The sequence below is a fragment of the Mumia xiangluensis genome, assembly GCF_010994095.1.
Lineage (GTDB): Bacteria > Actinomycetota > Actinomycetes > Propionibacteriales > Nocardioidaceae > Mumia > Mumia xiangluensis.
On sequence record NZ_WJYO01000001.1, the window covers coordinates 810,798 to 825,655 of the forward strand.

At 67.0% G+C, this 14,858-nt stretch carries 7 protein-coding genes; 2 read left to right on the plus strand and 5 right to left on the minus strand.

Going from position 1 to position 14,858, the window contains the following annotated elements:
* Window positions 1-409: 409 nt before the first annotated feature.
* Genes GH747_RS03705 through GH747_RS03715 form a run of 3 tightly spaced genes read right to left on the minus strand, consistent with a single transcriptional unit; the run spans window position 410 to window position 5,998 of the window.
* Complete coding sequence (locus tag GH747_RS03705; RefSeq protein ID WP_149768182.1) at window positions 410-4,642, minus strand: NACHT domain-containing protein; 4,233 nt, start codon at window positions 4,640-4,642, stop codon at window positions 410-412.
* Between the two features lie 58 nt (window positions 4,643-4,700).
* A complete protein-coding gene (locus GH747_RS03710) occupies window positions 4,701-5,102 on the minus strand; it encodes a DUF6375 family protein (protein WP_149768183.1) in 402 nt (133 codons plus the stop codon).
* Window positions 5,099-5,998, minus strand: coding sequence for a radical SAM protein (locus GH747_RS03715; protein ID WP_149768184.1), 900 nt, complete (start codon window positions 5,996-5,998; stop codon window positions 5,099-5,101). Before GH747_RS03715 ends, GH747_RS03710 begins: the two co-directional genes overlap by 4 nt.
* Before the next feature lie 529 nt (window positions 5,999-6,527).
* Here GH747_RS03715 and GH747_RS03720 point away from each other — a divergent pair.
* Window positions 6,528-12,713 (plus strand): right-handed parallel beta-helix repeat-containing protein, encoded by a 6,186-nt coding sequence (locus GH747_RS03720; RefSeq protein WP_163695278.1) that lies wholly within the window; start codon window positions 6,528-6,530, stop codon window positions 12,711-12,713.
* Window positions 12,714-12,787: 74 nt separating this feature from the next.
* Here the strand turns inward: GH747_RS03720 and GH747_RS03725 are convergent, their stop codons facing one another.
* Entirely contained in the window at window positions 12,788-13,573 is a 786-nt protein-coding gene (locus tag GH747_RS03725; RefSeq protein ID WP_149768186.1) for a hypothetical protein, read from the minus strand.
* Window positions 13,574-13,743: 170 nt separating this feature from the next.
* Here GH747_RS03725 and GH747_RS03730 point away from each other — a divergent pair, with 170 nt between their 5' ends.
* Window positions 13,744-14,352: a TetR/AcrR family transcriptional regulator gene (locus tag GH747_RS03730; RefSeq protein WP_149768187.1), complete on the plus strand. Its 609-nt coding sequence runs from the start codon at window positions 13,744-13,746 to the stop codon at window positions 14,350-14,352.
* Window positions 14,353-14,368: 16 nt separating this feature from the next.
* On the opposite strand, the gene bfr is transcribed toward GH747_RS03730, so the two are convergent.
* Window positions 14,369-14,857: a bacterioferritin gene (bfr, locus tag GH747_RS03735; RefSeq protein WP_149768188.1), complete on the minus strand. Its 489-nt coding sequence runs from the start codon at window positions 14,855-14,857 to the stop codon at window positions 14,369-14,371.
* Between the last annotated feature and the right edge of the window lies 1 nt (window position 14,858).

Sequence of the window (14,858 nt, forward strand, 5' to 3'; positions counted from 1 at the left end):
TCGCGTCGTTCCGCTCCCAGAATCACGCGATCGGATCCGCCGAATGGGTGCAGAGCGCGTCTTCGCCTCGCCAGCGCGAACCCGGTGGCGCGGGCGACGGCCATGCCGAGCAAGGCTGCGACGACCGTGGCTGCGAAATTAGCCACTGAGCCCACCAGCGCGCCAACGACAGATCCGACCAGTTGACCTCTGAGTCGCCCGTATGCGACGCGTTGCCCACGCTAAACCTGATCACATTCTGTCGGCAAAGAAGAATCCGGTCACCGCGCCGACCAGGCTGATGGTGATGAGCGCCGTACCAGCTATGCGACACATGCTCGCGCCTGAGCGCTCGACCGGGCGCCAGGTGGCTGCGCCGGTCGGGCGTCGGCGCCGCGCCCTGAGGCAGAGGTTGGATGGCTAGCGGATGCTAATCGTCGGTGGCTGGAGGTGTCTTTTCGGGCGGGACTGACCCTTGATCGACAATGCGGTGGGTTCGCCACACGTTGAGGTTCTGCTGGTAAACCTTCCGGATGGCGTCGGGAACTTCCACGTTGGGGAGGGAATGCGTGAGTTGGCGTTCACCGAAACCGACCGTGATGACTGCTAGTCCGCTGGCGTAGCTCTTCAGGATGTCTTCTCTGATGTAGAGGAGGTTGCCTTCGAGCCCGGCTGAGGCCGCGTAGCTCTTGGATGCCGGCGCCCCGGTTGGGTCTGTTTGATTGAACGATGCAGGCGTAGAGCGGAGATTTGAGGCGTTGGAGAGTCGTTTGCTAGGGACGTAGGAGAAGGCCTGATTCTCGGAGCTGTTGTGTCCTTCCCAGGCGAAGGTGTGGGCGAGCACTTCGAACGGGAGAGTCGTGGCCTTCCGGGGCGGTTCGACGGGCAGTTTCGGGGGCGTGGGGGTTGTGTCGTCTGCGGTGCCGCCGTACTTGGCCAGTAAGTCATTGATCTCGGTGGGCAGGTTTTCGAGTTCGTCGGTTTGGTCGGTGTACGGGGCGGGGTGGTATCCGCGGACGAAGCTGTTGTACGGGTCTTCGTGGGGCTCGTTGTGGTAGTCGGTCCAGCCGTCGTTGGGGTCCCAGGGGATGTTCTTCATGCCTGTTCCTGCCATGTCTTCTCCAGAGGACACCATTCGTGGGTGCCATGGGATTTCTCCGGCGAACAGGTAGTAGGCGGCTGGTAGGTCAATTAGATCGCGACCGGGGTAGCTGATGCTCTCCCAGTGCTTGAGGATGTCTTCGCTTTGGGAAGCGTCGACGGCGATGGTGTTGAAGAGGCCAAAGGTGTTGCGGCCGGTGGCATTGTCTTTGGAGCTGAGGTTGGCGTGGACGAGTACCCAGGGGCCTTCGTCGCCATCGAGCGTTGGGCGGTACAGGAGGTCGTCTGGGACTTCGATGGTGCCGTTGAGGAGCCATTGCTCGTCACTTGAGTCGGTGGTGCCGATCCATTCGGGAAGGTCGAATGGGAGCTGCGGGTTGCGTTGGGGGAAGGTCGGGTCGATGTCCGTTTCGAGCCAATGTAGCCGGGCGCCGCTTGCTAGGAGTTCTCCTGCCACAAGGTAGAACCCGATCCAGGCGTACTTCTTGCCGTAGCGGTCGATTCGGTCCGGCCCGCGGTCGTTGTTGCGTCGGCCGATGCTCGAGTCGATCTTGAGGAACTCCTCTTGGCGCCACCCTAGGTCGTAGACGACGCCGAGGATCTGGGCGATCGCTTTCTGGTGGCCGAGGTGTTTGTCGTCGTAGTTGCCGCGGTCTCTGAACAGGCGTCCAACTGTGTAGTTGCCGAAGTCCATGTGGATCGTGAGGTTGGCGTCATTGTGGGACGGATGTCCCTTGGGGATTGGGGCGGGAAGGGCGCCTGGGGCGAAGTCGATTCCGTCGGCCGCTGCGGGCGGGAGTGCGTGTGGGTAGTGGGCTCGGGCGAACTCGATGGTGCCTGCGATGTAGTAGCGGGTGAGGCGGTGGAAGGTGGGCGCTGTGGGTTCGTCGCCGGATACGATGGGCACAAGTTTGGTGAGGTACTCGGCGAGTTGGATTTCGAACTCGGGGTCGTGCTGTTGGTGGGCGGTGGCGACGCCGTAGGCGGCGGCGGTGGCGCGTTCTCCGATGTAAGGGTCGTTAATTGTCAGTGCGTCGAGCGCGAGGTTGAACAGGGCGGTGCTGTTGCCGCGGCCGTACCAATAGAGAGCTGCGGTGGCTGCGTCGCGGAGGTCTCTGACGGTGCTTGTGAGGACCCAGAGGAGCCATCGTGCGCGGAGGGCATCTGCGTCTGTTCTTTCGGGCCGGTTCTGCCAGTCGGCGGCGATGGCATGGGCGTCGGCGAGTGCGCTCTGCCAGTTTGAACGGAGCCACTCGGTCCATCGGAGGTCGCGGTTGCTGACGGCCATGGGGCGAAGGATGGTGTCCAGGAAGGTGGTGTTTAGGGGGTGGTCGGGAATTGCTCGAGATTCGCGGAGGCGGGCCCAGTAGGGACTGGTGTTCTCAGCGTTGTTGATGGCGTTGGTCCACGTCTCGACCGTCGCGTCGTCCACTGATGCGGGATCGAGGGCGACCGTCCGCAGCAACGCGGGTCGAACGAACTGGTCGCCAACGGCTTGCCACAACTGTCCGTGGTTGTGCCTTGGGAGCACGAACGCGAGAGCGTCGAAGATGTCTGTCGCTAGCTGGTGGCGCGTTGCCGAGGTATTCGCGAGAAGTCCTTCGACCTCTGGTGTCTTGAGAGCTTGGACGAAGGTGTTTCCGCCGTGCCTGACTGTCGCGGACGCGATGAGGTATCCGGCGAGAAGGTCGTATACGACTGCAACGACGAGGTCAGGTCTTAGTGTGTGGTCCGGAGCTTCGGCATCTTGGGCCGGTTGGCGGATCAGCACGCCCTCGTTCTCGAGCGCAGCGAGGATGCTTCCGTCCCACCGGGCTCGAGTCAGGTCGCCAAAGATCTCCTTCACGCGAGCTTCGGGGAGCTCACGTGTTCCTTCCTTCCACAGTTCGAGCCCGAGCGCGTCGAGCGCCTCGAGAACTTCCGACGCTCTGAGTTGCGGGTTGAGGTCCTCGATTCGGTCGGCGACCTCGGCGAGGTAGGTGCCGAACATTTCGTTCAGCGAACGGGGAAGGTGGGCCAGGACGACCGTCTCTTCCCTGCTGGGGTTGGCCACTGTGCAGAAGATGCGAAGGGCTAGCGGCTGGCGGAACAGGTCGCGTGGCAGCTCAGTACGGGGTGCGTCGATCTTGAAGTACTCGAAGTACTTCTTTACGACTTCGGACAGTTCGACGGTGAACCCGTCCAGGGGCAAAACGCGATCGATGCTTGTGGGGATGGCTCGCGGTACGAATGTCTCCCTGATGGTGCAGATGACGAGCACTGATGGGTACTTCTCGAGCTTCTTCTGGAGCTTGTCGAGTAGTGGACGCCAGTCGCCAGGGTTCTCGGCTTCATTGAGGCCGTCGACGACGATCGGGAGGCGGCACTGGGCGCGTGCTGCAGCGGCGTCGACGGCTGCTAGGAGTGCGTCGAAGGTTTGTACGGGTTTGCCGGCAAGCGTGACTTGCCGCGCCAGTTGGTCGAGATCGTCTCGGTCGCTTAGTCGCCGCCCGTACAGGAGGACACCGGCTGGTCGTGCCTCGGTTGCGGTCGTGAGCCTCGCGGCGAGGTGGGTCTTTCCGAATCCTGCATCTCCGGTGACTACAACTATTTGGGCGGCGAGGCGGTCGAAGACTTGGTTGGCGAGGGATATGGCTTCCCGCGTGCGAAACACGAGGTTGGTGAGCGGCGGCGCTGCTGGGTGGTTTTCGGCTCGCAGTTTGCGCAGGACCGGTGGTGTGGCGGGAGGGGGTGTTGGGATAACAGCGTCACCGAGTTCGCGCCAGGTGTGGTCACCGTCGGGCGACAGTCGTTCGTAGACCTCCGCTAGGAGTTGACGCACGTTGAACGCACGCTCGACCAAGTCGGCCAGATCGTCCGCAAGGTTGGCGGGGATGGCGACCTGCCCGACAGTGCCGTCGACTCGTTGGACAAGGGACTTGAGTTCATGGCCGATGTGGTCGAGGTCGTTCCAAGCGTCGGGTTCTGCAAGCATCTGCCGCAGGGCAAGTTCGACACTGGTGGACTGATGGACTTCAGGGAACCAGCGTTCGCGGACCTCGGAGACCGCCGATTCCTGTAGTTCTTCGAGTCGGGCGGCATTGATGACTAGGTCTCCAAAGTAGGTTTCGCGTAGGAGTTCGACGTCGCCGACGAGGAGGTTGGCGAGATCTTCGGAGACCTGATGGTCGAGTTTGAAGCCTGGCGTGAGGCTGCTGAACCAGGCCTGGTCTTTCGGGGTGAATGGCCTTCGGGTGCATAGGACCCAGTCGGTCAGGTCAGGGAGGTGCATAGCGGTCTTCGCTTGGGAGTCTTCTACGTCGTCTCGGCGGTTCGTGCCGATGGCGGTGCCGGATGACACCTTCCACCACTTCGTCTGCCAGCCGAACCAGCGACCGGCTTCGCCGAGGCCGCAGTCTTGGTTGAGATGGATGTGGAACTCGACGCCGGGCTGCTGGGCTCGCGCCTGGAAGTCTCCGTACCGGCCGTAGGTCTGGCGGATGGCTCCGCGCCATAGAAGTTCGAAGTTCGCTGTGCTGTCGCCGGGAAGTTCGTCGAACTTGTCCCAGTTGAGGTCTGGCATTACGCGTACTCCTCCACTGAGTTCAGGGTCTGGCAGTGGCGGCAGAATGCGTCCACGGCTAGATGTCCGAGCCGTGTGGGTGAACGTGCTTCGAGTACATCTCGATCTTTGCGTCGAGGTGCAGAAGGACCTTGATGTAGCCGAGGACTTCGACTTCGTCGGTGGCGAGGACGAGTTGATTGCCGTGCACTGTGGCGTCCACTTCGTAGAGGAATTGCTCGAGGTCGTTGTACCCGAAGCTGTGCATGTTGACTTCGTCCATGACCTTGAGGAGTTCGCCGCTGAATTCACGGTTGTGGTTGCCGAGGGAGAAGCGACCTCCCTTCTCTTCGGCGGCCATGGCCTCCTTCATCCGGTCGATGACGTACAGTGCGTGCCTCGCATCGACTTCAGTCTTGAAATGGCCGACCATCGCCAGGTTCATTGAATGCTCCGTCCCGAAGCCGTTCCAGATCTTCATGCCGCCTCGGCTTCTTCCAGCTCACGAAGTGCTGACAGTACGCCTGCCTCGCCGACGGCTACTCCGACCGAGGAGTACGAGGTTGCACGTAGGTATCCTGATGCGTCGATGTGCGCGTACGAGCGGAGCCCACTTTCGAGCGGGAGTGGTTCGGCAATCGGTAGCGATGTGCCTATATGGGCAGATATGGAGAGTGGAACAGGACCGTCGTACGACCGTACCCATTCGTCCATAAGTTCGATGACAGCCGAGGTGGCGCCTGGTCGCGCGGCGGTCGGCTGCTCCGGGAGTAGGAGCAATTCGGAGGCTCTTTGTTGCTCGGCGAGGGCTGCGACCGCGGTGAGGTCGGTGACTGTGTCACTGTTGACGACGCAGTTCAGGCCCATTCGGAAGTTCTCGCTGATGAGGCCCAACTTGTCGAGGAGTGCCGGAAAGGTCCGGCCTCGTAACCGTTCGTAAGTATCGGATACTCCGTCGACACTGACGCGGACGAACTGGACAGCGCCCCGCAGACTAGCCACCAACTGGTTGTCCCATCGGTGACCATGGGTGGTAAGGGTGACGGCTAGCCCGGTGTGTTCTGCTGCGTAGGCACACACCTCGGGGAGTGCGCGGAAATGGGTTGGCTCGCCGCCGCCGAATCCGACGCCGAGCGTTCCTGCGGCATCGAGCTCGGCCATCCACCTGCAAAGTTGTTCCGCGGGTGCAGCCGCGCGGTGCTTCGGGGCGTAGCAGTAGCTGCAGGACAGGTCACAGGTGTTAGTGACGGCAATAGATACCTGTCGCGGCCCGGGCGACCACTGGTGCTCCGGGACGACGATCTCGTCGAGCAGCACGTTCCATCCTGTTGCGCGGTCGAACACGTGGATCCCGTCGGGGCCAAGCCGGTATTTCACGCTGCGCTTCCTTCCTAGACATGGGTCTCAGTCTGGCACCGGCAGGTCTCCGCCAGCATCTAGTTGTGGGCTCGGTGAGGATCCGTGGGTGGCGTGCGGACGGATGTCCGACCGGCGGGCTCCTGGGAGGTGGATGGAAACAAGGGCGCCCCGCCGGTTGTGTGACCCGCGCTCAAGGGCTTGTCGCCGGAACCGCGCCCACCGGATTTCCGTCGAGCGCGAAGCCAAGCTCTCAGTAATCCTCGCTGGCGCACCGGCCCGCCAAGCCACACCAGGCCGCTCTCTACAATTCTTTGAGCATCGCGATGGCCTGCTCGAAGGAGTTCTCAAGCCTTTTCCGCGTCATCCCACCGCGACGTACCGTCGTCCAGCACGCCCCCACAAACTCACCCTCCGCTGAACCCCCGCTCTCGTACGGTCGTCCAACGCCCAGCCCATCGGGGGAAGGGCTGGGCTCCAATCCGTACTCGGCGGATCTGACACACGGGGGAACACCAGGATGCTTCGCGCTGCGCGCACGGGTGCGCTCATGCTCGCCACCACGACCGCTGTCGTCGCCGGCACGCTCGCCGCCACGACAGGACCAGCCGCAGCCGCGAGCCCGTACACCGTCACCTCAGCCGCCGACCACGCCGACGCCACTCCCGGCGACGGCCAGTGCCGTACGAGCGCAGCGAACGGCGCAGTCTGCACCCTTCGCGCCGCGATCCAGGAATCCAACGCCAGCGCGGGCGCGGACACGATCCGCTTCGCCATCGGCTCAGGCCCGGTCACGATCTCGCCGACGTCCGAGCTCCCGCAGATCATCGACCCGGTGACGATCGACGGGTTCAGCCAGCCCGGCGCGGGGACCACGCCGATCGTCCACCTCGCCGGCGACACTGTCGGCGCCAATGGTGACGGCCTCCGCCTCGCCGCCGGCACCAGCTCGGTCTCCGGCCTCGTCCTCACCCACTTCGACGTCGCGATCTTCATCTCCGGACCAGGCGGCAACCTCGTCACCGGCACCTACGTCGGGATCGCCCCGGACGGCACGACCGGGCGCGGCAACTCGTTCGGGATCGTCATCGACAAGTCCCCCGACAACGTCATCGGCACCTCTGCCAGCCCCAACGTCATCTCCGGCAACGCGCAGACCGGCATCACGGTCAACGGCGCGGCCGCGCAGGGCAACGACATCGCCGGCAATCGCATCGGCACCAACGCCGCAGGGACCGCGGCGGTCGCCAACCTTCTCGGCATCAGCCTCCTCAGCGGCGCCCTCGACACCCGCATCGGCGGCACCACCGACGCCGACGGCAACCTCGTGTCGGGCAACGTCTCCCACGGCATCGAGGTCGCGGGTGCCGCCAAGGGGACTGTGATCTCGCGCAACCGCATCGGCACCAACGCCGCAGGCACCGCCAAGCTGCCGAACCGCAGCCAGGGCATCGCCGCCATCACCGCCGCCAAGGTGACGATCCAGTCCAACCTGATCTCCGGCAACGGCGAGACCGGGGTCTGGGCGTCCGGCCTCGCGGGCTCCGACCCCCATCTGATCGCTGACAACCTCGTCGGTACGAACGCGGCCGGCACCGCAGCCCTCGACAACGTCTCCGACGGGATCCGGCTCTCGGCGACCGGCGACCCCAGCGTCCCCACCGCGTACGCGAAGGTCACCGGCAACACGATCTCCGGCAACGGGCGCGACGGCATCCGTACGGCCGACAGCGGCTACAACGACATCAGCGACAACACCATCGGTCTCGCCAAGGGTGCGACGACGACGCGGGTCCCCAACAAGGGCGTCGGCGTCCTTCTCGTCCGCGACCGCCGCTCGTCGGTGCGTACGAACGTCGTCTCCGGCAACGACGGCGGCGGCGTCTTCGCCGTCGGGGGCCACACGGGCAACCCGCTCGAGATCCTCAACAACAGGGTCGGGACCGACGGCACCGGCGGATCGGCCGCACCGAACAAGAACGCCGGCATCAAGCTCACCGCCGAAGCCGCGGCGCCGACCGCAGGTGCGTACGGCGACGTCCGCAGCAACCTCGTCTCCGGCAACGACGGCGACGGGATCGTGGTCGCGCACGGCATGTCGGCCAGCACCATCACCGACAACACCGTCGGCGCCAACCTCGCCAAGACCGGCACCCTGCGCAACCAGGGCGTCGGCATCTGGGTCGAGAAGGGCAGCGGCCACGACGTCGGCACGCCGGGCCACGGCAACCTGGTGGTCGCCAACAGCGTCGGCATCCTCGTACGGGGTTCGTCCCACGTGTCCGTCGCCGCCAACACCGTCGGGGTCCTCCCCAGCGGGGCTGGCGCGCCCAACCGCAGCCAGGGCGTCAAGATCGACGGCGGTGCGACCAAGGTGACGATCGGCTCCAAGCCCACCGACGCGATCACCGCCGGCAGCTGCACCGCGGCGTGCAACACGATCACCGACAACACCGGAGCCGGCGTCGCGATCGAGGGCGACGACGCCACGACCGCCGTCACGGTCCGCGGCAACGTGATCGACAAGAACGGCGGCATCCCGGTCGACCTTGGTACCGCCGGCCCGACCCCGAACGATGCCGCCGACGCCGACACCGGTCCCAACGGCCTGCTGAACTTCCCGGTCGGCGTCTCCGCGTCGTACGACAAGGTCAAGGCGAAGACGTTCGTCACCGGCGTCCTCACAACCCCGGACCCGAAGGGCGCCGTCGTCGACGTCTACAAGGCGGCGGGCCCAGGACCGGTCAACGGGTTCGGGACCGCGAAGGAGTGGGTCGGCAAGGCGACCTCCTACCCGACCGCGGCCGGCGCGCACTTCGTGCTCGAGCTGGCCGGCGACCAGACCGCGAACGCCACGTACTCCGCGACGGTGACCACCTCCGACGGCTCCACCTCGGAGGTCTCGATGGTCTGCCTCGACACCGACGGCGACGGCACGCTCGACGACGACGGCGACGCGATCTGCGACAGCTGGGAGACGAGCGGCATCGACTACGACGGCGACCGGGTGGTCGACCTCCCGCTCAACGCTGCGCCGTACGGGGCCGACCCGACCAAGCCCGACGTGTACGTGGACGTCGACTACATGGAGGGCGCGCTGCACAGCGACCGCCCGTCCACCCACGCGCTCGGACGGGTCGTCAAGGCGTACGAGTTCGCGCCGAACAACGGCATCGCGCTGCACCTCTCACCGGGTGCCGCCGGGCGCGCCGACGACGCCGTCGAGCACAGCGGCGACATCTTGGTGATGGGGCGTGGATCGGGCGATGACGACGACTACTGGGACCTCAAGGACGGCACGCCGGGCGACCTCTGCGACGGCGCGTTCGGGACGAAGGCCGACCGCACGGGCCCCCGCTGCCACGCGGTGCTCGGAGCGAAGCGGCTGATCTACCGGTACGCGCTGTTCACCCATCGGTTCGACGAGTCCCCTCGGACGTCGGGTGTCTCGGACCTCGGCGGACAGGACGTCCTCGTCAGCATCGGCAGCTGGGACGACGACGACGTCGTCAGCGTCGGCGGGACGCTCAGCCGTTGCGTCACGCTCGAGTGGTGCAAGAGCGAGGTCGAGGCCGGCACCTTCATGCACGAGCTCGGCCATGCCCTGGGACTCGACCACGGCGGCGGTGACGACGTCCAGAACAAGCCCAACTACCTCAGCGTCATGAACTACACGTTCCAGCTCCTCGGCTCGACGCCCGACCGTCCGCTCGACTACTCGCGGTGGAAGCTCCCGACCTTGTTCGAGAACAACCTCGACGAGGCCGCCGGCATCGCGGCGAACGAGTCGGTCGCGACGAAGGCCGAGATCTCCCGGCGCTGGTCGGCCACCGCCTTCAGCTGGTACGACGCCGCGAAGGGCGAGTGCGTCTGGCGCAGCGGGTCGCCGATCTGGGCCATCGACTGGAACCAGGTCGGCGGTGCCGCGCAGACCGGTGTGGCGGCCGGTATCGCCGCCGACGGACGCGGCGGCACGGACTGCCTCACCGCCCGTTCGATCCCGCTCGCCGGTCACGACGACTGGGCGAACCTCCGGTACGACATGCGCAGCTCGGGCTGGTACCGGACCGAGGGCGTGCCCGCCGCGGTCGCCGCGCGTGCCGGAGCCGCTCGGTCGGGGCAGGACGTTGAGGATGCAGCGGCGCTCGCGACCGCCTCCGACAGCGACGGCGACGGCGTCCCGAACGCGACCGACGTGTGCGTGCTCAAGGCCGACCCCGCCCAGCTCGACCAGGACGCCGACGGCATCGGCGACGCCTGCGTCGACGACATCACCGACCGCGACGTGTCGGTGAGCGTGACCGCGCCGACCGAGCAGCCGCCGGTCGGGTCGACGGCGACGGTGCGCGTGACCGCCTCGAACTCCTTCCCGCTCCCGGCGACCGACCTTGAGATCGAGGTACGGCTGCCCGAGGGCCTCGTGCCCGTGTCCGCGACGCCCAGCCAGGGCTCGTACGACGCGGGCTCGGGCACGTGGACGATCCCCTCGCTGGCGAAGCGATCCTCCGCCACGCTCGACCTCGCCGTACGCGTGACGCGTGCCGAGACCGATCTGGACGTCGAGGCCGAGGTCGTCGCCGCCGGCGAGGACGACCGCGACTCGGTGCCCGACAACGGCGACCCGCTCGAGGACGACCTCGCGTCCGGCGCCGTACGGGCGAAGCTCGTCTACACGCTCGAAGCGTTGCCGAAGGACGTCGTCGGCGCGGTCCGTGATGGCGAGACGATCGCGATGCTGAGCCGTGACAGCGCGGGGACGCGGCGGATCACGCTCGAGCACTCAGGCCGTACGACGACTCTGCCGGTCGCGTCGGACAACCTCGACCTCCTCGGCGTCAACGCCCACGGCGAGATCGTCTACTGGCTCGACCAGGTGTCTTACCTGTGGCGTGACGGTGCGCCCGTACGCCTGCCGGAGGGTTTCGTCGCCACCGCGCTCAACGATGCCGGTACCGTCGTCGGCCGGTCGTACAACAAGGCGGCGACATGGATCGACGGCACGGTCACGCTCCTGCCTGACCTCGATCCGACCCACCCGTCGGCAGGCGGCACGGCGACCGCGATCAATGACGACGGGCTGATCGTCGGCTACTCGCTCTCGCGGTTCGGCCGCGAGAACGCCGTCCGCTGGGAGAATGGCGGGATCGACTCGATGGGCATGGACCCCGGCGATGTCTCGATGGCCCTCGACGTCGCGGACGGCGGCGCGATCGCCGGTGAGCTGATGAGCCGCCCGCTGCGGGTCGTGGACAGGAAGCGGACCGTCATCGAGGAGGGACCGGGTCGTGCCGAGTCGGTGAACGCGGTCGGTGACTTCGTCGGACGCGCTCAGGACCTGCGGGCATTCGTCCATACGTCAGGGAAGGCTTGGCGCCTGGAGGCGCTGGTAGCACCCGGACAGGACTGGTTCCATCTCCACGGCGCCATGGATATTGCTGACGACGGGTCGATCTTGGGTGTCGGCGAGTATCGCGGTGAGCTGCGCATGTTCGTCGCGCGGGTCGGCGCCGGTGCGCGGACGGGAGGGGTCACCGCCGATCCGGGCAGCGTCGACGTCGGCGTGGTCGAGCTCGGCTCCAGCTCCGACGCCACGGAGGTGACGTTCACGAACACGTCATCGGCTGCCGTGCAGGTCGAGGCGCCGCGGCTCGAGGGCGCAGCCGCGGCGGACTTCGCGGTCGACGGCGGGACGCTGCCCCGTACGCTCGCGGCCGGCGAGTCGGTCGAGGTGTCGGTCGAGTTCACGCCGACGGCGGCCGGCACGCGTACGGCGTCGCTCGTCGTGCCCGCGTCGAACGGAGACGTGACCGTCCCGCTGCGGGGCGAGGGCGTGGCCGCCGACGACACGGCTCCGAGCATCACGTGCGCGAAGCCGTCGGCGGCCTGGTCGCGGGCCGACGTCTCGGTCTCCTGCACGGCGACCGATGGCGGCAGTGGCCTCGCGAACCCGGCGGACGGCGCGTTCGTGCTGCGGACCTCCGTCGCCGCTGGGACGGCGACCGCGGACGCGGCGACCGCGTCGCGGCGGGTGTGCGACAAGGCCGGCAACTGCGCCACGGCCGGCCCCGTACGCGGCGTACGCGTCGACAAGCGCGCACCGTCCGCGAGGGCCGCGCGCGGTGCCGCGGTGACGCTCGACGGCCGGGCGGTCGTACGGCTCTCGGGGGCCGACGTCGGGTCCGGTGTGGCGTCGTACGACACGCGTGTCCGTACGGTCGCTCGCTCGGGAGGGACGTCGGGATGGTCGGTGCCGAAGGGCTGGCAGGCGTCGCGGACGACGACGCTCACCCGGGCCGTGGCGGCGGGGACGACGGCGTGCTTCTCGACGCGGGCGCGCGACCGGGCAGGCAACGTGTCGGCGTGGAGCGCGACGGTGTGCACGAGCGCGCCGTACGACGACCGCGCGCTCAAGGCGTCGGCCGGGTGGAAGCGGGCGAAGGGCGCGGCGTACCTGCAGCGCACGATCTCCACGACCACCCGCAAGGGCGCGACGCTGAAGACCGGCCGGACCCGGGGTGGGGCGATCGCGTTGGTCGTCACGCGGTGCAAGGGCTGCGGGACGGTCGACGTGCTCGTCGGCAAGCGTCGGATCGCGCGCGTGACGCTGAGCGGAGCCGGGACGCGTCACCGCCAGGTGGTCGTGCTGCCGCGGCGGGCGTTCGCGGGCCCGATCACGATCAAGACCGTGACGAAGGGGAAGTCGGTGCGCATCGACGGAGTGGCCGTGCTGCCGTGACGCGGCCAGCGCCTGGGACGCATGGCAACGCCCCCGGCCAGACGGCCGGGGGCGTTGACGCGGGGTGATCCGGATCAGACGATCGGCTTGCCGTTGACGAGCAGCGTGGTCGCGCCGTAGACGAGGTCGCCCACGTTGCTGATCGCGCCGTCCGTGATCGCGCCGTCCGTGATCGCGCCATCGGTGATCGCACCCTCGGTGATGACGTTCTCGACGTCGGTCACGTTCGGGTTGCCGCCGAGGCAGACGCTCGGGTTCTCGGTCGGCGTGCCGGTCCAGTCGCCGTACGCGACGGCGCCGAACGCGTAGTCGCCGAAGGCATAGTCGCCGAACGAGTAGTCGGTGCCGAACTCGTTCTCGCCCATCGTGGTGCCGGTCACGACCGGCGCGCTCAGCCAGAAGCCGGTCCACTGACCGGTCTTGCGCGCGTCCCACACGATCGAGCTGGCGACCGTGCCGTTGACGACGCCGTCACGCTCGCCGGCCCGGGTGCCCTCGCGGGTGCCGGTGGCGACGCCCTCGCGGGTGCCGTCGCGGTGGAACTGGATCTTGTTGGAGTTCAGCGTGCAGGACACGTCCTGCGACACCGACTGGGTCGCCGTCTGCGTGCCCGCCTGCGTGCCGGCCTGCGAGAGCGCCTGCGAGACGTCCTGCTTGCTACTGAATGTCAGAGCGTTGGAGTCGACCGCCTTCTGAAGTGCGGCGTTGTTCATGCCGAGTGCGGTCTGGACACTGCCCTTGCCGAGGAACGTGGTCCCGGCCGGCTGAGCGGCCCCGGTCGTCGCGGCGTCGGCGGTACCCGTCAGGGCAATAGTGCCGAGCACGCCGACGGCGAGCGCGGCCATGATGGTCTTGCGCATGTGAGGTGTCTCTTTCGTCCTGCATCTTCGGGAAGCCGTCCCAGCGCGGGGCCTGGCCAGGCCAAGTCAGTCGGTTGACCGACTAATAGGGAACGACATTTCGGACAATTCATGACGCGAGAACGCGATAATGTGACGCAGAACACAGTCGTACGACCGAAAGAGAATCCATGGCATACGTCAAGGCCTCTGACCGGCGCCGCCAGTACTTGGCTGCCGCCCGTGCGGTGCTCTCGCGCGACGGCGTCGCCGGCACGACGCTGCGGGCAGTGGCCGCCGAGGCGCAGGTGTCGATCGGGACGCTGTACTACATCTTCCCGGTGAAGGAGGAGATGATCACTGCCGTGCTGGAGGACGTCCGGGCGGAGGTCTCAGCGGTCTTCGAGGCAACTGATACCGGCGCGGGCCTGGAGCACGCCATCCGGCACGGCCTCGACCGCTACTGGGAGCGGCTCGTCGTCGACGACCCCCGGCTGGCCCTCATGCGGCACGAGCTGTTCGCGTACGCCCTCCGGACCCCCGGCCAGGAGCACCTGGCCCGGTGGCAGATCGAGGGCTACACCCGGATCGTGTCCCGGTTGTGCCAGCAGGCCGCCAGCAACGCCGGCGAGACCTGCGCCGTACCGTTCGACACCCTCGCCCGGGCGCTGGTCGCCAGCGTCGTGGGCACCGTCCTCGTGTATCTCAGTGACCAGGACCACGTGCGGTCGCAGCAGGACCTGCGCGCCGTGGCGGACATGCTCGTGGGGCTCGCCGCTCCGACGGTTCCGGGTGGCTGATCGCCCGTACGAGCCGTCAGCCAGGCCCCTCGCCGGACGGCACCTGCTGGGCGAGGTACTGCTGGATGCCGATCCGCTCGATCGCGTCGAGCTGGCTCTCGAACCAGTCGGCGTGCCGCTCCTCGTCGCGGACCATGTCCTCGAAGACGTCGGCGGTGCCGTGGTCACCGAGGTCGTGGCACTCCTGTGCGCCGGCGTTGAACTGGGCGACCGCGACCTTCTCGCTGTCGTACGCGAGCCGCAGCATCTCCTCGGCGGTCTCACCGACGGTGATCGCGTTCAGCCGCTGGACGTTGGGGTGACCGTCGTACATCAGGATGCGGTTGATCAGCTCGTCGGCATCCTTCATCTCGTCGATCGACAGGTCGTAGAAGATCTTGCCGAGCTTGCCGAAGCCCCAGTTGTCGAGCATGCGGGCGTGGAGGAAGTACGTGTTGGTCACCGTCAGCTCAAACGTCAGTGCGTCATTGAGCAGTTCGATGATCCGTGGGCTCTTCGGCTGCACC

What these genes read in the sequence shown, in the direction of transcription:
- GH747_RS03705 (WP_149768182.1), bottom strand. Translation starts at nt 4,642, where the DNA reads ATGCCAGACCTCAACTGGGACAAGTTCGACGAACTTCCCGGCGACAGC.
- GH747_RS03710 (WP_149768183.1), bottom strand. Translation starts at nt 5,102, where the DNA reads ATGAAGATCTGGAACGGCTTCGGGACGGAGCATTCAATGAACCTGGCG.
- GH747_RS03720 (WP_163695278.1), top strand. Translation starts at nt 6,528, where the DNA reads ATGCTCGCCACCACGACCGCTGTCGTCGCCGGCACGCTCGCCGCCACG.
- GH747_RS03725 (WP_149768186.1), bottom strand. Translation starts at nt 13,573, where the DNA reads ATGCGCAAGACCATCATGGCCGCGCTCGCCGTCGGCGTGCTCGGCACT.
- GH747_RS03730 (WP_149768187.1), top strand. Translation starts at nt 13,744, where the DNA reads ATGGCATACGTCAAGGCCTCTGACCGGCGCCGCCAGTACTTGGCTGCC.